Raw genomic sequence first — 21,493 nt, 5'->3', positions numbered from 1 at the left:
TCAAGCGATTAGACTTAATATTATGAGCTGATCGCTCCGAAACAATATACACAACATTTTAATGAAGTTTGAATGAAATTAGCACCCATTGCGCTGTTGCTCAGCGTCACATTATGCAGCGCAGGCGCTAAGGCTCAGCTGACTTGCGAGCTTCAAACTTTCGAATTCGAACCGCCTTCTATTGCCCAAGGGTCCATCGAAGTTCTATCTGATGCCGCACAAATTATCAAAGACGAAGTAGCCGTGTTTGAAGGGAATGTGTTGATCACAAGCCCCGAGTCTATTATTCAAGCTCAATCTGCGATCGTGCAGGAAAATGGCCGCACGATTGAAGCAAGCGGCAATGTTGTCTACACCGATGAATTTCTCAAAGTGGAGAGTCTCGGCCTTGAAGCAAATGCAGATATCGAATTGCTTCAATTGCAATCGTCAGAGTATCAAATCAAAGACATCAATGGGCGCGGCGGAGCAGATTTACTGTCAATTTCCAAAGAGCAAGGCGTGGTATTAGAAGACGTTTCGTTTACGACCTGTCCCAAAGGCGGTGAAGACTGGCGAATTCAAGCCTCTGAAATTTCAATCGCGAAAGGAAAGCCATTTGGTGAAGCAAAACACACGCGCTTTTACATCGGTGATGTGCCCGTTTTCTATTTGCCGTATTTTGCGTTTCCAATTACCACTGGACGGCAAACCGGTTTTTTGTTTCCGCAACCAGGCGGTACTGGAAGAACGGGTGTCGAATATGAGCAACCTTTTTACTGGAACATTGCGCCAAACATGGATGCAACTATCGCTGCTCGCTATATGACAAATCGTGGGCTGCAGCTTAAAAACGAGTTTCGATACTTAAGTGAGAATCACCGCGGTGAGTTTCAGCTAGAATATCTAGCCAACGATACCGATACGCAAAGCGGCGACGCACGCTACTTCTATCGCTTCAATCATCAAGGTCAACTTAGCGAAAACTGGACGGTGGTGGCCGATATCAATGATATCAGCGACAACAATTATATCGTTGATTTACGCTCTGACTTCTACAATCAAGCTGATACCTACTTGTTTCGGCAAGCTGGCGTCAATTATTTCAGTAACGCGATCGATTTTTCTCTGTTCGTGAGAGACTTCACCGTTATCGGCAACTTTGACGACAATTATCGCGCCTTACCTGAGGCTAAGCTGAACTATTCAAGCGAAGTAAACGAATGGATAAACTTTGATGTGAAATCAGAGATGGCTTATTTTGACAACCGCTTAAGTCAGAGACCTGACGCCTTTAGAATGCATGTCGAGCCATCTTTAAGCTTCCCCTATCAGCGCGCGTGGGGTGAAATCTTGGCTGAGCTAAGTGTGCTGCATACTTATTATGATCAAGATATAGAAGGAATCGACAATACCAATCTAGACAGCAGTGTCGATAGAACACTAGGTCAAGCCCGCTTGTACGGCTCATTAGTATTCGAGCGTGAACAAAGCATCGGCAATAATGACTATATGATTACCATTGAGCCTAAAGCTCAGTATTTATATACCAGCTATCAAGACCAGTCTAATATTGGACTGTACGACACAACGCAGCTATTGACGACTTTTTCAAACATCTTCCAAGGCCAAGAATTTACTGGGCTCGACCGAATCAACGACAATAATCAAATTACCATTGGTGCAACAACACGTATTACTGACCGCAACAATCGTGAATTATTTTCTGCCAGCATTGGTCAGATTGTATTTTTAGAAAATGCGAGACTTCAGGCTAGCCAGCGGAATAATAATCGCTCAGCGATTGCCGCTGAACTTGACTGGCGGGTGAACCAAAACTGGTTTTTGCACTCTGATATACAGCTTGGGAATCAAAGCAATGAGGTAGAGCGCAGTAGCTTCGCGACGGAATACCGATTAGCTGAAAACAAGCTCATTCAAGTAAATCATCGTTATATTCGTGAGCTTTCAAACGAGAAGATTGATCAATTTGGTATCTCGGCGAGTTGGCCAATCAATGATAAATGGCATTGGGTAGGCCGCTACTATCGTGATTTCGAACGTTCCAGAACCACCGAAAGTTTTATGGGAATAGAATATGAAAGCTGTTGCTGGGCATTGCGATTAACCGTGCAGCGACATTTAGCAACGCGGTTTAACAATGACGGCGTGCGAGATATAGATGAATTTGATTCGGGAATTGCGTTACAATTCGTATTTAAAGGAATGGGAAGCAAAACCAATAAGGTAGATATGCTTCAACAAGGCCTGTTTGGCTATCGTCAGCCACTGGTTTTGAACTAGCTTAACACTAAAGAGTATTATTCGAGACACTATGAAAAACACATTAACTCGTATCGGCATTGCATCCTTGCTTTGCGCAATTGCAATGGGCATTCAAGCAAAGCAATTGCTTGATAAAGTATCGGTCATTGTTGACCAAGGCGTCATTCTTGAAAGTGAAATTGTCGATATGGTGGAGGGCGTTAAAGCTGGCGCCATGGCAAGTGGACAAGCACTTCCTTCAGACCGTGCGCTTAGAACCCAAGTTATTGAACGACTGATTTTGGAAAATCTCCAAGCGCAGATGGCAGAGCGCATGGGAATTCAGATAAGCGACCCACAGCTTGACCAGACAATTAATAACATTGCACAAAGCGAAGGCTTTAGTCCTCAAGAGTTTCGTGATGTGATTACCTCAAGCGGCACTACTTATGAGTCGTATCGCGAGTCGATTCGCAAAGAGCTGATTATGGGTGAAGTGCGACGAGCCAATGTGCGTCGACGAGTCTATATCACCCCACAAGAGATCAATACCTTACTTGACCTGTTAAATCAGCAAGGCGAGGCACAAGCGGAATATCGCCTTGGTCACATCTTAATCGGTCTTTCTGGCAATGCTAGTGAGGCCGATATAGCAGATGCGCGTGATAGAGCAGACAAGGTGCTAGAGCTATTGAACGGTGGCTCAGACTTCGCCAAGATAGCCATTGCGTCCTCTTCTGGCTCAGAAGCATTAGATGGCGGTGATATGGGTTGGATGAACATCAACTCTATGCCAACACTATTTGCAGAAGCGGTAGAAAACAAACCCAAAGACGAGCTTGTTGGCCCTATCCGTTCAGGCGCGGGCTTTCATATTCTCAAAGTGCTAGATACCCGCGGTATTGAAATTGTGCAAGTTGAGGAAGTCAACGCTAGACATATTCTCATCACGCCATCCATTATCCTAAGTGATGCTAAGGCTGAACAAATGTTGCTGGAATTTAGAGCACAATTGCTTGAGGGGGATGCGGATTTTGCAGAATTAGCCAAAGAACATTCAGAAGACCCCGGTTCCGCGCTTCGAGGCGGTGAACTAGGTTGGAATGACCCGAACATTTACGTCCCTGAGTTTTCAAGCGCCCTATCGCAGCTTGAAAAGGATGAATACAGCATGCCTATCCGTTCACAGCATGGTTGGCATTTAATCCAGTTAATTGATAGACGCATTGATGATGCGACTGAAAAACGAAAAGAAGACCGAGCTTATCAGCTAATTTACAACCGAAAATTCCAAGAAGAGACTGACGCGTGGATTAGAGAAATGCGTGATCAAGCCTATATAGAAGTTATCGAAAGTTAAAGGAAGGCTTATGTCACAACCATTGCGCATCGCCGTTACGCCGGGCGAACCAGCCGGTATTGGCCCGGATTTAATGATAAAACTGTGTCAGCAAGTATGGGAAGAGCAGTTAGTCGTATTCGCAGATGCGCAAATGATGACACAGCGTGCAATTGCATTAGGTGTAGGCATCGAAATAATTCCATTCGAACCAGGCTTAGAACTCATTCAAAAGCCCGGACAAATGATTGTCAAGCATGTGCCAACGGCAGTGGAAGTCACAGCGGGCAAGCTTGACAGTCGCAATGGGCAATACGTTGTGGAAACGCTTAGGCAAGCATGCGAAGAAAACATGCTTGGTAATTTTGATGCGGTTGTCACCGGTCCCGTTCATAAAGGCATTATCAATAAAGCGGGCGTGTCGTTTAGTGGACATACCGAATTTTTCGCTCAACAATCTAATACAGCAGACGTGGTAATGATGTTGGCAACCGACGGTTTGCGAGTCTGTCTGGCGACAACGCATATTCCGCTAGCTTATGTATCCAAAGCAATTACCCCACAGCGCATTGAGAAGGTAATTCGCATCATCAATACCGATCTCAAACTTAAGTTTGGTTTATCGGACCCCACCATTTATGTGTGCGGGCTCAATCCTCATGCTGGTGAAGATGGCCACCTAGGGCAAGAAGAAATTCAAGTGATAACACCCACCTTGGACGTACTACGAGCACAAGGTCTAAACCTAGTGGGTCCACTGCCCGCCGACACGATTTTCCAACCAAAGTATTTAGATAAAGCAGACGCCGTGCTTGCCATGTATCACGATCAGGGCCTTCCTGTTCTAAAGTACAAGGGCTTCGGTAATTCTGTAAACATTACCTTAGGTTTACCCTTTATCAGGACATCGGTGGATCACGGCACCGCTGCCGATCTCGCGGGCACCGGAGATATTGACTGCGGAAGTATGAAGCGGGCCATTAGCAAAGCCATTAAGCTGGCGCAACGAAAGCTCTAATGCCTGTCCACTTGTCGGTGAACAAACATCATGAGTAAAACACATCTTGGCCATACAGCCCGAAAACGATTTGGACAAAACTTTTTATTCGATGAATATGTCATCGACCAAATCGTAAGTGCAATTAAACCGGAAAATGGACAAAACCTAGTTGAAATTGGCCCTGGCTTAGGCGCATTAACCGAACCTGTGGCTGAAATAGTGGATAAGCTGAATGTTGTCGAACTTGACCGCGACCTAGCAAAGCGCTTGCGCGAACATCCCTTTATTCAAAATAAGCTAAATGTGATTGAGCAGGATGCACTTAAATTTGATTTTTCAAACTTAATTGACCCAATCACACATCCTAGTCACAAACTGCGGGTGTTTGGCAATCTGCCCTACAACATATCCACTCCACTAATGTTTCATTTATTCTCATTCAGCGATTGTATCGATGACATGCACTTTATGTTGCAACTGGAGGTAGTAAAGCGCCTTTGCGCAACACATAATGATAGCTTGTATGGCAAACTTTCAGTAATGTCCCAATACTACTGCAGCGCGACGCCGGTTGTAATGGTGCCGCCAAGCGCATTCAAACCAGCGCCAAAGGTGGAGTCTGCGGTAGTGCGACTGGTGCCTCACGCACGGCCCCCCGTTGAGCTTCATGACATATCAAGCTTATCACTGGTGGTGGGCAGCGCTTTTAATCAGCGGCGAAAAACTATCCGCAACAGCTTGAAAAAGCTCATAGACGAGACTAGCCTTAATCACTTAGACATTGATGCTGAAAGACGAGCACAAACCCTTTCGTTAAAAGAATTTTCAGCAATCGCCAATTACGTATACGAAAAAAACAGCTAAGCCCGGGGCCAAGTGTGAGTGAGCTAATAAAAATAAAAGTTAATTCCAAGTACATCGGTACACAAAAAAAATCGCCAGAACATGAAGTATTCGTATTCAGCTACACCGTCAATATCACCAACATAAGCGATGCACCGATGACCTTAAAGAGTCGATACTGGCTAATTACTAACGGCGATGGTGAAAAAGTGGAAGTCAGCGGTTACGGAGTTGTCGGCGAGCAGCCTATCATTGCCCCCAAGCAAAGTTATGAATATACCAGTGCATCCATGCTTAAAACCGAAGTAGGAAGCATGGAAGGATACTACGACTTTGAGCGAGAGGACAAACAAGCCTATCGTGCTCAAATTCCCGTGTTTGGACTCGCTGTGCCCAACGCAATTCACTAGCACCTAAATTCTCAAACTCAATTAATGAAAAACTACGTCGTTGGCGATATACAAGGTTGTTATAGAGCGCTAAAAAAAGCGCTAAAACAAGTCAAATTCAATCCTAAACACGACAAGCTTTGGGCGGTTGGTGATTTGGTTGCTCGAGGGCCAGACTCACTAGAAACGCTTCAGTTTTGTAGAGACTTAGGCGAACAATTTGAAACGGTGCTAGGTAATCATGACTTGCATCTGATAGCCATTGCTCATGGTATTCGCTCTGTGAAACCTCAAGATAAACTCGAAAGTTTAATACAACATAAGCATTTTGACGCCCTTATAGACTGGTTGATGCAAAAGCCACTTGCCATAAAACCCGCCAAAAAAACACTGATTAGCCATGCGGGGCTCTACCCCTCTTGGTCAATAAAAACTGCCCTTAAGCTTTCCAACGAAGTGCAAGCAAAGTTACAGGGAAAACAGCCTGAAGCCTTCTTGCGACAAATGTATGGCAACAGCCCAACAAAATGGGACGACACACTCATGGGCTATGAACGCCTGCGATTTGTTGTGAACGCCTTTACCCGAATGCGATATTTATCGCAGGACATGGACTTAGATTTCGCCATTAAGTGTCATCCAAATGACGCACCTAAGCGGGTAAAGCCTTGGTTTGACATGCCAAACACCGCATTAAATGAAAAGCACCTTATCTTATTCGGTCACTGGGCGTCCCTTATGGGTGAAATACCGCCGCACATCGCAAATCACGCTCGAATTAGGGCTCTGGATACCGGTTTTGTCTGGGGCAACTCGCTATCGCTTTACTGCATAGAAACGCAAGAAACCTTCCAGCTTCAGGCGTGACTCAGTGGCGCTCAAGCGCGCAATAATTAAAGCAATATTTATATCTTAAGTTATACCTCAGCCTACCGATACTATAGTGAAGCCATTCAGAATCACTTTAAGGTATTAACGGGAGCCAACATGAAAATAACAGTAGCCATGCGCGTGATAGGCGGATTCGCCGTCATAAGCTTATTATTGCTGTTACTTGGATTTTCTTCGATGTCCAGCCTCAACAAGGTAGGCGATGCATCAAGTGAAGTAAGTACACTCGCCCTTCCCACTGTGGCGGGAACCTCCAATTTAAAAGCAGCATTCCTGAACATGGGTCGTTTAGCTTTTGAAGGGTTTGTGAGCGACAAAGAAGACGCGGTCATTGAAAAGCAAGCCATGTTTGCACAAAGCAAAGAAAACTTTGACGCAACCTTGCAGGAACTCAACGAGATTGTGAAAAAAGATGAGCAATTGCGCTCATCGGTCGCGCAAGTCAGTGCGATGTATGACTCTTATGTCGATACCTCTCAAAAAATGTTTTCTGACCACACCAGTGCGCTTCGCCTTCGCTCAGAATTACTCAGTAAACTCGAAACAATCGAAGAAAGCGCTGACGACGCATCATCTATGTTGCTCGATTTCACTGACCTAGATGAGATTGAAGAATCAGATTCCTTGCAAGAAGCGGCTGATTTGGCAAATTCTGTCGAATCAAACATGCTGACTTTAATGACAGTGACCGCTGACTACTTAAAAACAGAATCTATGCAGCGTGCAGAGATTCGTAAAAAAGAAGTGAGTGTCATTCTTGAACAAGCTAACGAAAATTTCTCAAACATGGTTAGCGCTGCAAATGGAGAAGACGAATCTGGCACAATAGACGAAGTGCAAGAGCTTCTTGGACAAATAAACAAAACTCTAAGCGCTAACGACGGCCTGTTAGACAGCAAGATTAAAGAGCTTGAGTATGTATCATCAGCACAAAATGCTTTGCTCACCTCAGATGCAAAAATCACCGAGGCCATTGTTGAGCTAGATGCCCTTACTGAAATGGCAGATAACAAAGCCGTGACCTTGAAAACAAGCGTGTCTGATCAAGTTTCAAGCAGCTCAGTGACCATTGTTGTTGTCGTGTTGATTTCATTCGCTATTGCAGGTGGCGTAGGCTATCTAACGGTAAATGCAATTACTCGCCCGCTTGAGCGCGTTAACAACTTACTAAAGATTGCCTCGTCTGGCGACTTAACACATAAGCTAGATGACTCCTCAGGTGATGAGTTTGGTACACTGGCGAAAAACTGCAACATGCTGATTGATAACTTAAAAGAGCTTATCCACGCAATTAACCAGCGTGCAGATCAACTGGCGGCAGCTTCGGGTGAGACCTCTACTATCACCATGCAAACCACAACATCAATTGAAGATCAAAAATCACAAATTTCGCAAATTGCCGCGGCAACAACTGAAATGCACACCACTTCAGAACTAGTATCTAGCAGTGCAAACGACACCTTAACGGAAATCAAGCATGCAGATAAAGAAGCAGAGAAAGTGAAGCAGATTTCAGCTAAGAACAAAGACACTATTCAAGTGCTGGCTAACGAAGTCGAACAAGCGGCTGAAGTTATCAACAAACTGCATCAAGATAGCGCAAGTATTGGCGGCATCTTAGACGTAATTCGTGGCGTAGCCGACCAAACTAACCTGCTTGCATTAAACGCTGCTATTGAGGCTGCCCGTGCAGGCGAACAAGGTCGAGGTTTTGCAGTGGTAGCAGATGAGGTACGCACCTTGGCAAGCCGCACTCAAGAATCTACGCAAGAAATCAATTCAATGATTGAAGTCTTGCAAGCGGGTGCTGAAAAAGCAGTAGCGGTAATGAATCAAGGTAAAGAGCAAACTAATGCTTGCGTAGAACAGACTGAAAAAGCCGGTGAAGCACTTAACATGATAACCGACGCAGTGCACAAAGCTTATGAAGTGAGCACGCGCATTGAAACGGCGGCACGCGAGCAACACTCTGTATCGTCACAAATTAGCGAGCGCTTAGAAAACATTGTCGGTATTGCTGAGCACACCACCATTGGTGCTAAGCAAACTGCTGAATCTAGCAGCGAAGTGGCCAAATTAGCCGAAGAATTGCAATCGTCCATTAGTCAATTCAGAGTTTAGAGTCAGTAAAAACAATTGAGTGTGAGCGATTGAGTGCTCAATGAAAAAGCGACCTTGTTGGGTCGCTTTTTTTATAACTTGTTTTCACTCACATTGCGCGACGATGAGTCTAATCTTAAAAATTTATCACCACATTAACTGAAGTATTTCTGCCCGGTGATGAGAATCTGCCAAGGTTTTCATTTTCTATGCGCCCTCGGACTTCTGATGCAAGATAATACTCCTGGTCGAATAGATTGAATATACCAGCATTAATGCGAATATTCGGTGTCACTTGATAGTGCCCAAGTAAGTCAACCAAGGTATAACTCGGTGCGACGAAAAACTCTGGCGCATCAGGTTCGTTTTCTACTGTATTGGCCTGCTCAGTGTAGCTTGTAGCAAGCTCTATTCGCCAATGTGCATCAAGGCTAACATAGCTTATACCAACGATGCTCTGGGCAGGTAATATGGAGTCAAGCTCAGCACCGATAGCTTTATCTTCGCTATTTTTGACTCGAGTAACTCAACCGCAGCATCCAATGCGCTAGCGACTCGAAACTTTCCCCCATAAACCAAGTAGCGCTTACGGCAACACCACTGATTTCTACCTCGTTAATAATATAACGCGCTTGAAATTCCAGTAACCCGGTTTGCGCGTTCAAACCATTCAATGCCAAAGACTCAATGAAGTTTTCATAATCATTTCTATACGCGCTGATTGAAAACTCAGACGCATCTGTAGAGGCTCTAAAACCCACTTCATTGCTAACAACGCTTTCAGGCTACAGGTTAATTAGCGTAAATCGTGCCGAATGCTCCTGCATCCAAGCTTAAGAAGTGCCTTTTCAATTGATGTCTTAGTGCGCTCTACTCAATCCAATCAGGAACCGAATATCCATTGTCTTGCAAAAATCGTCGCGCCGCATCTCGGCGACTTGATGAACTATTAAGTCGCGCCTTATCCTCATCGTTTGCACCATAAATGATTTCGCGCTCAACAAAACTTGCGCCAAACACAGCCAATTGGCCCCTCCAAAAGTCCTTACCAGCTTGATCTGGAGTGCGCCCAAAGTATCTACTATAAATTTGCTCGATTGTTTGATTCCAGGTGTTGTGCGTCGACCAAGTTAACCAGTTTGGTATCGTAAAACCATTGTTTTGCAGGAAGTTTCGAGCCTGTGCCCCCTTGAATCTCACAAGGTATGCTTTGTCGTCTCTCAATGCACCCGTTATTATCCATGCCTCTACTTGGTTCTCTCTTTCAGGGCCAGTCAATTCTACGAGGTAAAGATTTATACCAATATTGTCGGCCGTTCGACCAAAGTACTTGCGATACACCGATTGCAAAAATTCGATCTTGGCTTCCTCGGAGTACTCAGGTGGTACAGGTAGATCAGGCCTAGAAGGTGGATTAATTGCACCAGACAACCAACTGGGAACTGCAAAGCCATGATTGTTTAAAAAGGCAATTGCTTTTGATGCATTATGCGAAATGAGCCGATTGCGGTCGCTTCCAACCGCGCCAGTGATAATCCAATATTCTACGTCGATTTGTTTGTCAATCGACTCTAGGGCATCTAAATATGCATTCATACCATCTTCATCAGGATATCGGTCAAAATATTTGATATAGACGGACTGAATAAAGCTCCTCTTTTCTGCATCACCATATGGGGGCGTTTCGTCTGCTGATTCTTGCAGCCATTCTGGTATGTCAAATCCATAAGCTTGTAAGTGGTCAATGGCATCTTGTTTTCTATTCTGCACCACATGCACTCGGTCGATATCCGCAGCGCCAATAATAATACTCGCCTCTATAGTCGGCTCTAGTCCTCTTGAAACAAGATGTTCAAGATAAAAACTCAATCCTGCGTCATCTGCATATCGGCCAAAATAATGCAAGTACTTGGTGTTGATAAAGTTCTCTTTGTCGATGTCGCTGTAGTCTGCATCGGCCGCATCAATTAGCCAGTGTGGGATCCCAAAAGCATTCTCTCTCAGGAAATTAAAGGTGCTATCCAAACTGTGGTCGATAATGTTCTGTCTGTCAAAATCTGAAGCAGAATAGATCATGTCCCTTTTTACTTCTGTCTCTGTTGATGAACATATCTGCCCGCTCCAATACCCTAAACCACCCTCTTCAGCCGTTCGATTAAACAAACTCGCATAGAAACCGTTTACAGTGTCCCTACGTGCACTTACTGCCGCAGGCTCTATCCATGCAGGTACGGCAAAATCGTTACTGAGTAAATAGTTTCGGGCTAGCTCATGAGTGTATCCGCAAAGGTGATTTTTATCCCCTTGTTGCGCACCATAAATAATATATGCTTCAAGCTCACGGTTAGTTAAATTAAGCGATTGATTAACCCAATACACCATGTCATTTTCACTTAGTGAACGGTCAAAGTACTTGACGTAAAGGCTATTGATGAGCTGCTCTATTGGAGAATTGCCGGGTTGCAACCACTCTGGTACATCGAAGCCATTGCTTGTAAGAAAGCTTCTAGCGGCCTCTGCCGTATTGGCAATTATATGAACCTGATCTTCTCGGCTGGCGCCATAGATTATTTCTCGCTCGGCCTCCTCAAATGTATGATTTTTTAAATAGCCCATCCAAAAATGATAGCCCTGAAACGCTGGCACCCTGCCAAAATAGCGCTCATATGTGTCAGTAACAAAATCCCTGTTTGCCTGTGTTTCGTCATCAAACTCAAACATGAACACTTCGTTGAGAACGCTTTTAGTCATCAAAGAACGCACTAAAGGCGCATCCATGATAGCAATGTGGTCGTTTGCATTGAGACGAATTACGCAGTAGGTTTCTGGACGATTATGCTGCCCATAGCAAGTAAGCACTCTTTTTAAATCTCGCCAGCGGTCTAAGTCAAAAAAGCGAATATCAATTCGGTCTTGTTCCAAATCGAATTCGTTTATCACATCCCGACCCGACCCAGGATAAAAAATAAATACATCTGGACCATCACCCCCTAGCAGGGTGTCGTTGCCTTCACCTCCGAACAGGAAATCATTTCCTGTACCACCGTCCAAATAGTCGTTTCCAGCGCCTCCGTCGAGTAAATCAGTGCCATCGTCGCCGAATAATAGGTCATCGTCATCGCCACCATGCAGTCGATCGTGTCCTGCGCCGCCTGTAAGTCGGTCAGCGCCTTCGTTACCATAAATTAGGTCGTTCTCGCCATTTCCATACAAATCATCACGACCCTCGAGACCATGCAAGTCATCATGCCCTTCGCCACCTTCAAGCCGGTCATCGCCGTGACCGCCTAGCAAAAAGTCGCGGCCATTCCCACCTTTTAAATAGTCAACGCCAGAGCCTCCAACTAAAAAGTCTGAGCCGTTGTCGCCGAGTAAATAATCATCGCCAGAGTCGCCTTCTAGTAAGTCATCCCCTTGCCCTCCAGACAATACGTCATTATGATCTCCCCCAGCGAGGTAATCATCGCCTAAATCGCCATACAGAGCATCTTCTCCGCGGCCGCCAAAAATGCGATCTGACCCGTTTCCAGAATAAATTAAATCATTACCTGAACCACCATTTAAGGTATCGCTTCCGTCTCCACCTCTTAGCTCATCGTCGCCCCCCCCAGCGTAAATGACATCATCTCCTTGATACGCCAGAATCAAGTCTCCGCGGTCAGTGCCATTGAGTATATCGTCAATGTTCGTGCCTTCCATTTGTTCTGAATAAATGTCACCGAGAAAGGTTTCAGGCGCTCGCAAGCATGAATTTGATATTATGCAGTTTGTCTCTGTCGCAATATTGTTTTCTGACTGCGCGGTAACCATGCCACTTTCAATTTCGCAAATAAAACTCTTGTCGGCACCGTCTTGATGCAAAACATATGCGCCAGTTTGCATGTAAGGGTTAACGGCGAGCAGTTCTGCACAGCTAGCGACCTTAGCATCCTTAGAGAGTAATAAAGATTGCATGTATATCTGTTGTTCAATCATCGCAATTGCAATGTCAGAGTGACTAGCGTTTGCCTTTAAATTATTCAGATTTTCAATGGACTCTAGTCGCTCTGCATTGCTTACGCCTTCCGCATTAGCTATAAGGGGGAACAACATGACTAGCAAGCTAACAAGTCGCAAAAATAGTGGGGTAATGATTTTCATATTCCTAATCTTCCTTAAATGGAAATAAAGCTAAGCGTGAAGCCGTTCTATGCTAAGACTTAGTTTTGTGAATGTGCATCTGAAATTTCTTGAAATCTCTCTTCGGTGAACTCAAGCGCACCGAGATTAATCACCTCGATGTATTCGGCACTTGCTTCTCTAATTTGGTCAGTGAGGGTAACCGCGTCTTCATAGGATAGGGTAGTGGTATTCAATACGTCCGCAATATGGTCTTCCCTACTCAAAATTTGGGTTTTAGCTACACCCTCAATTATTTGTGTATGGTATTCAACACCGAAGTTGCCGCCTACTAATGGGGTCTCGATCAACCTTTCTCTCGCTTCCATACTCTCATGAAGGGCTGCTAGTGTTTGGGCGCGCTCGAGTTCGCCGCTGAACGCATCAAGTCTTCGTGTACCTCGCTCGTGCGCCTCTACCGCGGCAGTAGCATACTCTCCTATAGTGAAATTAAAAGCGTGCTGAAACTCCTCTTGCACAGTGTTTTGGTGTTCAGTCTCGTCAAGTATCCCTCTTTCGGGTACAAAGGCTAAACCACCGGCCGCAAATGGGTCGCCAACGGCCTCAAAATTAGGAAAAACAAATGCACCATTAGGACGCTCCCAACGCTGGGTTCTGTTCCTAAGCCCTTGGATAAATGCGGGCGAGCCTTTTATGACAATGGAATGATTAAGTGCACGCCTCTGCTGATCTGTCAACTCAACACCCTCGTAAAAGGATTCTATGTCAGCTTGAAACGGTCCAGCATTTGCATTTCCAGGGAGTGCGATGTCGATTAAACCATTTCCCCAAAGCTCATCAAGCATTCGTGCCGTTTCATGATGTTGTAAATCGTTTGTTTCAAAGACTTCAAAGCGATCCAAAGTATAGTCGTACAGTTGCCTAAATTCTGGTGGTAAGTTTCCGGTTCGGACAGCCCAGTCTATTATCCCCCTTGGAATAACTTCTGTAATCGGGTCTAAACCAGCATCAATTCGCTGTCGATTTTGACTGTCATAACTGAGTGCGGCGCCTCTAGTAAAACGCCGCAAGCTCTCCAGCGTGTCAGTTGCACCCGCCGAAAAGCTGCTTCCAGCTTGCCATGCTTTGACATGCGGGCCAGCTGCGGCAAGTGTTCTTTCTGCTATATTTTGAGCGATGTCTCGGGCTGCATCAACAAGAGAATTAGCGTAGCCAAAAATGTCAAACCCGCTTGTCGCATTTGATAGAGCCTCTTCGGTTTGGCGGACCAAGTCGTCTTCAACCGCATCAGCAATAGCGCCGCTATTGTGGCGCGATTCAATAATGGTTCTGGACGTTTCGAATGCGGCATCGAAGTCATTGAATGACTCAGGTGGAGTTGACGTTTTAATGTTAAATGAAAAGGTCTCAGGGCTTACAAAAGAACCTGTGTTAACATTTCCACTAGGCCAACTGTTATCGTCGCCTCCGCAAGTACCGCATGAGCCAAAATCAGACTGACTCAAACCTGCACCGGTGAAAGCGTCGGCTTCAGTACTCAAGCCTGCTGCTGCTCTTGCGTTGTAGTCTACAGCACCACCATTTTCAATATGCTCACGCTGCTGCTCACTCGTCCACGAATCCAAGTTATTAACACCTTGATCGGTGGCACTACGAATTGCACTCTCGTGAAGTGCTGCGCTGCCCCAGTCACCGTTCCCGTTCGACCTTATGTCGTTGGAATCAAGCGCCATTGAGCTTGCGCCTCTAGCGTCAGATTTTCCTGAGGCGGCAATTAGAAAGATAAGGCTTAATAGTATTATAGGCAATCTAAACAATGAAAACTCTCCCTGTAATTCATGAATGACTGGTCAATTTGTGACCATGTTTCTTAGGTTACGATAATGTGCAAAAAATAGTCAACTGTTTTTTTCAAACGCTCTAGCAAAAGAAACATCAAACCGATCGGTTGGTAAAATCTCATCCAAATGTAAAACTATTCCACACTCCCTTTATCAGTTATTACTGCAGCCGCAATGAGCCTTAGTCATGCTCATACAGCCAAAGGGGTGTGATTGCTACGTTTAAGATGCTGGCACAATGTAAGCAACAATATATTCACAAAGCTTTAAAAGCCCTAATTAGTGATGATTTTTTCAAAGACCATAAGCTCAGAGATTGATTGCCAAGTGAGTATTACGACATAGGCCCTGTCAGAGAGAACAGAAACAGTAGCCGCTCGCTTTAATGTGTTTTTATGTCGTTGATTCTAAGCAGAGGAAAAGCAAATAGTATCCTCATTTAGACCTGCATCGGCTATTCAAAAAGCGCTGCATGCAGTCCTTTTACTACATCCGTGCTGTCGTTTTTATCTACCACAAAAGATAGGTTATGCACATTCGCACCAAAGCAAATCATTCTTAAATTGAATCTGGCCACCGCAGCAAATATTTTGGCCGAGACACCTGCTTCTGAATGCATGTTGTTCCCTACCACCGTTACTGCATCAAAATCTCGCTCGACATTCACCTCACAAAGTTGGCTCAGCTCAAGTAAGGTCTCTTTATTGATTTTTTCCGACATACTATTGGGCGGATTATCAAGCGTGAACGACACCGATATTTCAGATGTCGTAATTAAATCTACGCTGAGCTTATGCTTGGCAATGATATGGAACACTTGTTCCAAAAACCCTTGAGCATACATCATTTTCGGAGTTTTCACCGTAACCAGAACTTGGTCTTTACGGCGTGTAATGGCGCGAAATGCAGGCTCATGCTTACAGTCTCGCACTATCCACGTTCCGCCCTTCTCAGGCTCCTTGCTGCTGCCCACAAATACTTTAATATTCTGACGAAGCGCAGGCTCCATGGTTGCAGGGTGTAACACTTTTGCGCCAAATGTTGCCATTTCAGCGGCTTCCTCAAAGCTTAACTCCGCTAGCGGACGGGCTTTATCAGTGATGCGCGGGTCAGTCGTGTACACGCCAATAACATCCGTCCAAATTTCACAGGTAGATGCACCAAGCGCCTCCGCTAACAGCGCTGCCGTAAAATCTGACCCACCGCGTCCTAATGTTGTCGTTTTGCCTGCTTTGTCAGCACCAACAAAGCCTTGAGTGACCACAATGGCAGTCTCAAGCTCTGGAGCGAGTAACTGTGCAGACAATCGCTCAATATCTTCAATGTTTGGACTTGCCTCGGTATGACGAGAATCTGTTCTAAGCACTTTTCTGACGTCAAAGTTAATGGCTTGGTAACCGTGTTCGCGAATAATGGCGGCGACCAATAGTGACGAAATACGTTCACCCATGGAAAGCAAAGCATCTTTTAAATCATCTCTGAAATTAATTTCCTCATGACAGGCGTATTCCTCTAACTCATCAAGTAAGGCAAAGAGTTTATCCTCAACCTCACTTGGATTTTTTAGCTCATTCAAAATGGCTAACTCAATCACGCGAATTTTTTCGATGATCTCGCTTGCTTGTTGAGAGGTTAAGGAGGTGTTTGCCAACAGTACCAAATGATTGGTTACGCCAGCTGCCGCACTCACCACCACCACTTTGGTGTTGGGATTGTTAATGACCACCTGCGCACAATTATTAATTGTGTCGTAATTTGCGACGCTTGTGCCGCCAAACTTAGCGATATTTAATGAAGATTGCATGCTTAATTGTTTATCCTTCGAGCATTCATTATTCGTAGATTAGGGCTTTACGGAGGCTGGCAAAGAAACTTTGTCTCCCTCTTTAATCCCGTTTGCGGCAAACCAGCCTTCGTTCATTTCTAGTGCGTACAAAACCGGCATAGAGCTTGGGACAGAAGTCAAATCGTGAGGCACAAGCTGCTTAATATCGATAATTTTGCCAAATGCATTGATGTAGGCCAAATCAAGAGGAATGTAGGTGTTTTTCATCCAAATGCTTGCCACCCTGACACTATCAAACTTGAACAACATGCCGCAGTCTTCGCACATCTGACGTCGATACATTAACCCAAGCTGTCGCTCATGCGGTTCGTCCGCGTATTCGACTTCTATGTTTACATCGTTTCCAAATGCAAGCGTAACAGTATCGATGCCCTCTTCGTATTGAGATTGCCCTTCACTATTATTCTCTTCAAGTGCAAATGCATTTGCACAAAAATACATCGCAATGATCAGCAAATTTATTTTGCCGATGGCGAAAAGGAGACGATAACTGACGCCGCGGTGCTTTTTATCATGATCGGACATATAAATACCTTCGATCCATTAATAACCATTTTTGCAGTTTGAGAGCCATCAAGACCCAAAAGAAGGCTCGTGCGCAAGGATTTATTGTAAACAAAAAAACCCGCCATGCGGCGGGTTTTTACATGCTATCTAGCTATAAGCTATGTTTTCTGTGCTTGGCGCACTCACTAAGCAACGTTTAAAGCGGGAATGATATTCGCTTTCGCGTCTTCTTCCGCTTTTTTAAATGATTCCATTCGATCAAAGTTCAAGTAGCGAAATACTTCCCCGCTCATCGACTCAATTTTACCTGCATATTCCATATATTCTTCAACACTTGGGATTTTACCGACAATCGCGCCTACCGCGGCCATTTCTGCCGAACATAAGTATACGTTTGCACCATCACCTAAGCGGTTGGGGAAATTACGTGTTGAGGTCGAAAGCACGGTTGTACCTGCCAATACGCGTGCTTGGTTACCCATACAAAGCGAACAACCCGGCATTTCTGTGCGTACACCTGCACGACCGTAAATGTTATAGTAGCCTTCATCCATAAGCTGGGCTTTGTCCATCTTAGTGGGTGGCGACATCCATAAACGAGTAGGTAGCGTTCCATCAAATTGCTCTAGCAATTTACCCGCAGCGCGGAAGTGACCAATGTTAGTCATGCAAGAGCCAATAAACACTTCATCAATTTTGTCACCGGCAACGTCTGACAAGGTTTTCGCATCATCAGGATCGTTAGGACAACACAAAATTGGCTCTTTAATCTCGTTTAAGTCAATCTCGATAGTCTCGACGTACTCCGCCTCAGCATCCGCTTCCATCAACGATGGATTAGCCAACCACTCTTCCATCTTCTGCGCTCTGCGCTCAAGCGTGCGCGGATCACCGTAACCTTCGTTGATCATCCAACGCAGCATGGTGATGTTTGATCGCAAGTATTCTGCTACTGAATCTTCAGAAAGTTTAATGGTACAGCCAGCGGCAGAGCGCTCGGCAGAAGCATCCGATAACTCAAATGCTTGCTCAACGGTTAAATCTTCCAGACCTTCAATCTCCAAAATGCGACCAGAGAATGCATTGATTTTGCCTTTTTTGGCAACGGTCAACAGGCCTTGCTTAATTGCATAAAGCGGAATGGCGTGTACAAGGTCACGCAAAGTAATACCTGGCTGCATTTTACCTTTAAATTTCACCAGCACCGACTCTGGCATGTCAAGCGGCATCACGCCGGTTGCAGCGGCAAACGCCACTAGCCCTGAGCCTGCAGGGAATGAAATACCCATCGGGAAGCGCGTATGCGAATCTCCCCCTGTCCCCACGGTGTCGGGTAACAACATTCTGTTTAGCCAAGAGTGAATAATGCCATCGCCCGGTCGAAGCGACACGCCACCACGGTTCATAATAAAATCAGGTAAAGTATGCTGAGTGTCAATATCCACCGGCTTAGGATAGGCGGCAGTGTGACAAAATGACTGCATGGTTAAATCAGCTGTGAAACCTAAACAGGCGAGATCTTTTAGCTCATCGCGCGTCATTGGGCCTGTGGTGTCTTGCGAACCCACGGTCGTCATTTTTGGCTCACAGTAAGTACCTGGCAAAATGCCATCAACACCACATGCTTTACCCACCATTTTCTGAGCAAGTGTAAATCCTTTAGCTTTCGAGGTAGGCAATTCGGGCTTGCGGAAGAGATCATTTGCCTCTAAACCAAGAGACTCACGTGCTCTTTCAGTCAAACCGCGACCAATAATGAGGTTAATTCGACCACCGGCACGCACTTCATCAAGCAAGACCTTGGATTTGTAGCTGTACTCAGCAATAACTTCGCCGCTGTCTGCATTTTTGATGACACCTTCAAATGGGTAAATTTCAATTACATCGCCCATTTCCATCTTATCCACATCTGCCTCAAATACTAATGCACCTGCATCTTCCATGGTGTTAAAAAAGATAGGCGCTACCTTTGAGCCGATACAAATGCCACCGCCACGCTTGTTTGGTACGCCCGGTAAATCTTCACCAAAGAACCAAAGCACTGAGTTAGTTGCCGATTTTCGTGAAGAACCGGTTCCTACAACATCACCAACGAAAGCAACTTGATGGCCTTTTTCTTTTATGGCTTCAATTTGTCCCATTGGACCAACGTCGCCATGTTTCTCTGGCTCCAAGCCGTCGCGCGTCATTTTATACATCGCTTTTGCATGCAAAGGAATATCGGGGCGAGACCACGCATCAGGCGCAGGCGACAAGTCATCGGTGTTTGTCTCACCGGTCACTTTAAATACGCTCGCGGTGATTTTTTCGGCTAAATCATCACGTGAAGTAAACCATTCACCTTCAGCCCAAGAATGCATGACTTCAGTAGCAAACTTGTTGCCAGCACGGTGCTTTTCTTCTACATCGTGAAATGCATCGAACATGAGCAATGTGTGCTTAAGTTCTTCCGCGGCAAGCTCAGCAAGTTCAGCGTCGTCTAATAAAGCAACTAAGGTCTCAATGTTATATCCACCGTGCATGTTTCCCAACAGCTGAACGGCTGCATCTGGTGATATTAGAGCGCACTTGTCTTCGCCTTTTGCGATCGCACTTAAAAATCCAGCCTTAACATAAGCCGCTTCATCAACGCCAGGAGGCACGCGTTCTGAAATTAGTTCTAATAAGAAATCTTCTTCACCGGCAGGGGGTGCTTTTAACAATTCAACCAAGCCGGCTACCTGTTCTGGGTTTAGTGGCTTTGGGGGAATGCCTTGAGCGGCGCGCTCGGCGACATGCTTACGATATTCTTCTAACACGATAAGGTCCTCTGATAATTAGTGCACTGGCAATTGTGTCAGCAACTAAGTTAAAAACTCCGCTTAAAACTCCGCTTAAAACTCAGCGAAAGACGGCTTAGGAGTACGACTAAGGGGCGTGATTATACCCACAAGAGCCAAGAAAATGAATGTTAATCGGTAAAAAGGAGCTTATACCCAATATTCACGTTAATAATTGAAAAAGAATTGTTAATACGTCCAATCAATATTGATGGTTTATGACAAAAGCGTGCGACTAGCGTTATTCGGCACTAAGCCTGAAAATTCGCGTCGACTTGTCATCGCCTGTGCCATCTCCCAGCACCCAAACCTGTCCGGAAGGGTCAAGGACAATGTCACGCAATCGCGCCATCGGGGTAGCAAGTAAGGTTGATGCGCCAACGCTTTTTTCCGCAATTTCACCTTTGGCATCTGCTTGAGTCACATCCCCTAATCTGACGACGTATATCTGCTGATATTTAAGTGAAGTAACAAGTAGGCAGTTTTGAAGCTCCTCAAACTGCTTGCCCTCGTAAAGCACCATGCCTGATGGCGCAATGGAAGGCGTCCAATTCACCGCGGGTTGTCTCATGCCTTGATACTCGGTAAATGGTGAAATGGTCGCGCCAATATAGTCTTTACCTTGGGTGATCACAGGCCAGCCGTAATTCTCACCAACACGCAGTACATTGATTTCATCTCCACCAGCAGGCCCATGCTCATGTGCCACTAACAGCCCATCAGTTGTGGAAATAAGCCCCTGTGGATTGCGATGTCCAAGAGTAAATATGTAATCTTGTGGAGCATTGGTTCCGGTGAAAAAAGGATTGCCCGGATGCGGCGCACCTGTATCGCTCATTCGTAACACTTTACCCAGATGACTGCTTTTTATTTGCGCTTGCTCTCGATAATCAAAACCATCACCTGTTGTAACCAACAGCGCGCCTTGAGCGTCAAACACCATGCGCGCACCGTAATGCACAGGCGTATCTTTTTTATCGAAGGCCTCGAACACAGTTTGTAACTCAGAAACCTGAAAAGGCTTATTCGACGCCTCAGACGACTCGACTTTAAAGCGCACAATTTTCAACGCATTTGCTGCATCCGTTCCCGCAGAATACGACAAGTACACCCAGCCAGAACGCGCATAGTCAGGATGCAATTCTATATCTAACAAGCCTCCCTGCCCGCCTGTAAGCAAGTCGTCTGGTTTAAATGCAAGGATTTGAATTAAAGTCAAAGTCCCCTTGTCACTAATTCGATAAAGACCAATATCGCCTTCTCGATGACTGACAAAGAGCGTATTGTCAGCAGACACGGCCAAGCCCCAAGATTTCGCTAAGCCCTCAATAACCGGCTCAAGCTCATATTTATTTGATTGCGCCCTTGCAAATTCATGACGACTCATGCTCACCAACATGACTATCAGAATGATAAGCCTAGTGACAAGCAATACTGTTGGGGCACTGGACATAAAAAGCCTCATCTGAACATGGTGTTAGCCAGCTTGTGCAAACAGAGTTTATTTGACAAGTATCATTGAAGTAACTTAGCTTGGACTTAAGGTTCTCGCAAA

15 protein-coding genes are annotated in these 21,493 nt (G+C 45.3%); 7 read left to right on the top strand and 8 right to left on the bottom strand.

The features are described 5' to 3' along the window. Window positions 1-72 precede the first annotated feature (72 nt). The 7 genes from PN836_RS18805 (at window position 73) to PN836_RS18775 (ending at window position 8,827) form a co-directional block, all read left to right on the top strand. Window positions 73-2,283 (top strand): LPS-assembly protein LptD, encoded by a 2,211-nt coding sequence (locus tag PN836_RS18805; RefSeq protein ID WP_395341314.1) that lies wholly within the window; start codon window positions 73-75, stop codon window positions 2,281-2,283. Between the two features lie 85 nt (window positions 2,284-2,368). Beyond that, window positions 2,369-3,604, top strand: coding sequence for a peptidylprolyl isomerase SurA (gene surA / locus PN836_RS18800; RefSeq protein ID WP_415926406.1), 1,236 nt, complete (start codon window positions 2,369-2,371; stop codon window positions 3,602-3,604). A 10-nt stretch (window positions 3,605-3,614) separates the two neighbouring features. Next, window positions 3,615-4,601 carry a 4-hydroxythreonine-4-phosphate dehydrogenase PdxA gene (pdxA, locus tag PN836_RS18795; protein ID WP_395341310.1) on the top strand — a complete coding sequence of 329 codons (987 nt, stop codon included), beginning with the start codon at window positions 3,615-3,617 and terminating at the stop codon, window positions 4,599-4,601. A 30-nt stretch (window positions 4,602-4,631) separates the two neighbouring features. Then, window positions 4,632-5,447: a 16S rRNA (adenine(1518)-N(6)/adenine(1519)-N(6))-dimethyltransferase RsmA gene (gene rsmA / locus PN836_RS18790; protein WP_395341308.1), complete on the top strand. Its 816-nt coding sequence runs from the start codon at window positions 4,632-4,634 to the stop codon at window positions 5,445-5,447. 14 nt (window positions 5,448-5,461) lie between these two features. Then, on the top strand, window positions 5,462-5,836 hold the full coding sequence (gene apaG / locus PN836_RS18785; RefSeq protein ID WP_395341305.1) for a Co2+/Mg2+ efflux protein ApaG: 375 nt from the start codon (window positions 5,462-5,464) through the stop codon (window positions 5,834-5,836). Window positions 5,837-5,860: 24 nt separating this feature from the next. Continuing rightward, window positions 5,861-6,682: a symmetrical bis(5'-nucleosyl)-tetraphosphatase gene (locus tag PN836_RS18780; protein WP_395341303.1), complete on the top strand. Its 822-nt coding sequence runs from the start codon at window positions 5,861-5,863 to the stop codon at window positions 6,680-6,682. Between the two features lie 120 nt (window positions 6,683-6,802). Next, complete coding sequence (locus PN836_RS18775; protein ID WP_395341301.1) at window positions 6,803-8,827, top strand: methyl-accepting chemotaxis protein; 2,025 nt, start codon at window positions 6,803-6,805, stop codon at window positions 8,825-8,827. Window positions 8,828-8,942: 115 nt separating this feature from the next. Here PN836_RS18775 and PN836_RS18770 read toward each other — a convergent pair whose 3' ends face one another. The 8 genes from PN836_RS18770 to PN836_RS18735 all read right to left on the bottom strand — a co-directional run bounded on the left by PN836_RS18770 (window position 8,943) and on the right by PN836_RS18735 (window position 21,391). After that, a complete protein-coding gene (locus PN836_RS18770) occupies window positions 8,943-9,251 on the bottom strand; it encodes a hypothetical protein (RefSeq protein WP_395345744.1) in 309 nt (102 codons plus the stop codon). Between the two features lie 61 nt (window positions 9,252-9,312). After that, on the bottom strand, window positions 9,313-9,567 hold the full coding sequence (locus PN836_RS18765) for a hypothetical protein (protein ID WP_395341298.1): 255 nt from the start codon (window positions 9,565-9,567) through the stop codon (window positions 9,313-9,315). Window positions 9,568-9,676: 109 nt separating this feature from the next. Further along, window positions 9,677-12,946 (bottom strand): calcium-binding protein, encoded by a 3,270-nt coding sequence (locus tag PN836_RS18760; protein WP_395341296.1) that lies wholly within the window; start codon window positions 12,944-12,946, stop codon window positions 9,677-9,679. 59 nt (window positions 12,947-13,005) lie between these two features. Next, entirely contained in the window at window positions 13,006-14,742 is a 1,737-nt protein-coding gene (locus PN836_RS18755) for a hypothetical protein (protein ID WP_395341295.1), read from the bottom strand. A gap of 478 nt (window positions 14,743-15,220) precedes the next feature. Beyond that, window positions 15,221-16,570: a lysine-sensitive aspartokinase 3 gene (lysC, locus tag PN836_RS18750; RefSeq protein ID WP_395341293.1), complete on the bottom strand. Its 1,350-nt coding sequence runs from the start codon at window positions 16,568-16,570 to the stop codon at window positions 15,221-15,223. Between the two features lie 39 nt (window positions 16,571-16,609). After that, window positions 16,610-17,137, bottom strand: a complete 528-nt coding sequence (locus PN836_RS18745; RefSeq protein WP_395341291.1) for a DUF192 domain-containing protein — start codon at window positions 17,135-17,137, stop codon at window positions 16,610-16,612. A 167-nt stretch (window positions 17,138-17,304) separates the two neighbouring features. Next, entirely contained in the window at window positions 17,305-19,917 is a 2,613-nt protein-coding gene (gene acnB, locus PN836_RS18740; RefSeq protein WP_395341288.1) for a bifunctional aconitate hydratase 2/2-methylisocitrate dehydratase, read from the bottom strand. Between the two features lie 262 nt (window positions 19,918-20,179). Then, window positions 20,180-21,391, bottom strand: a complete 1,212-nt coding sequence (locus tag PN836_RS18735) for a PQQ-dependent sugar dehydrogenase (RefSeq protein WP_395341286.1) — start codon at window positions 21,389-21,391, stop codon at window positions 20,180-20,182. Window positions 21,392-21,493: the final 102 nt, after the last annotated feature.

Origin of the sequence: Ningiella algicola (assembly GCF_028401415.2) — a bacterium.
GTDB lineage: Bacteria > Pseudomonadota > Gammaproteobacteria > Enterobacterales > Alteromonadaceae > Glaciecola.
This window is presented reverse-complemented; position numbering and strand designations above follow the sequence as displayed.

Bases quoted from the DNA above. Each gene is read 5' to 3' on its own strand.
- PN836_RS18775 (WP_395341301.1), top strand. From the start codon at position 6,803: ATGAAAATAACAGTAGCCATGCGCGTGATAGGCGGATTCGCCGTCATA.
- PN836_RS18745 (WP_395341291.1), bottom strand. From the start codon at position 17,137: ATGTCCGATCATGATAAAAAGCACCGCGGCGTCAGTTATCGTCTCCTT.
- lysC (WP_395341293.1), bottom strand. From the start codon at position 16,570: ATGCAATCTTCATTAAATATCGCTAAGTTTGGCGGCACAAGCGTCGCA.
- rsmA (WP_395341308.1), top strand. From the start codon at position 4,632: ATGAGTAAAACACATCTTGGCCATACAGCCCGAAAACGATTTGGACAA.
- pdxA (WP_395341310.1), top strand. From the start codon at position 3,615: ATGTCACAACCATTGCGCATCGCCGTTACGCCGGGCGAACCAGCCGGT.
- PN836_RS18805 (WP_395341314.1), top strand. From the start codon at position 73: ATGAAATTAGCACCCATTGCGCTGTTGCTCAGCGTCACATTATGCAGC.
- PN836_RS18760 (WP_395341296.1), bottom strand. From the start codon at position 12,946: ATGAAAATCATTACCCCACTATTTTTGCGACTTGTTAGCTTGCTAGTC.
- surA (WP_415926406.1), top strand. From the start codon at position 2,369: ATGGGCATTCAAGCAAAGCAATTGCTTGATAAAGTATCGGTCATTGTT.
- PN836_RS18780 (WP_395341303.1), top strand. From the start codon at position 5,861: ATGAAAAACTACGTCGTTGGCGATATACAAGGTTGTTATAGAGCGCTA.
- PN836_RS18735 (WP_395341286.1), bottom strand. From the start codon at position 21,391: ATGTCCAGTGCCCCAACAGTATTGCTTGTCACTAGGCTTATCATTCTG.